Here is an 866-nt window from a genome sequence, read left to right on the forward strand (position 1 = left end):
GGCATTGTTGCGCAAATCTAGGGGATTCATCTCGTGAATCCAGCATGCTAGCCGGGCAGCATGAGCAGACCTCCGAAGACGACCTACAAGACCACCAACTGGAAGAGCTACAATCAGGCGCTGAGGCGCCGCGGCTCGCTGACGGTCTGGTTCGATCCCTCGATGCAATGGGGCGCGGTGCCGTCCGGGCGGCGCGGCCGCCAGCAGGCGTATAGCGACGCCGCAATCCAGGCCTGCCTGACCCTCAAGATTCTCCTCGGCCTGCCCCTCCGCCAGGCCACCGGCTTCATGGCGAGCCTGCTGGAACTCTCCGGGCTGGACTGGTCGGTGCCGGACTTCAGCACCCTGTCGCGCCGCCAGAAGACGTTGGACGTGACCATTCCCTTTCGCGGTTCGAAAGGCGCCCTGCACCTGCTCATCGACAGCACCGGCATCAAGGTGGAGGGCGAAGGCGAGTGGCACAGGCGCAAGCACGGCGGCTCGAAACGGCGCGTGTGGCGCAAGATCCACCTCGGGATAGACGAGGAAACATTGGAGATCCGGGCGATCGAGGTCACCTCCAGCAATGTCGGCGACGCGCCGATGCTGCCAGAGCTCCTGAAGCAGATCGACCCGGATCAGAACATCGCGACGGTCACTGCCGACGGGGCCTACGACACGCGTGCCTGCCACGACGCCGTCGCCGCCCGTGGCGCGGCGGCGGTCATTCCGCCCCGCCGAAATGCGCGACCATGGAAGCCGGACACGGCCGGAGCCCGGGCGCGCAACGAGATCCTGCGGGCATCGAAGCAACTCGGCCGGACGCTGTGGCGGAACTGGAGCGGGTACCACCGCCGGAGCAGGGTCGAGACGAAAATGAACTGCGT

1 protein-coding gene is annotated in these 866 nt (G+C 66.2%); it reads left to right on the plus strand.

Annotated features, from left to right (window positions below):
- Positions 1 to 60: 60 nt before the first annotated feature.
- On the plus strand, positions 61 to 866 hold an 806-nt coding region (locus tag HCC78_RS32800), incomplete at its 3' end, for an IS5 family transposase (RefSeq protein WP_172332851.1).

Source organism: Mangrovicoccus sp. HB161399 (assembly GCF_013184745.1).
Lineage (GTDB): Bacteria > Pseudomonadota > Alphaproteobacteria > Rhodobacterales > Rhodobacteraceae > Mangrovicoccus.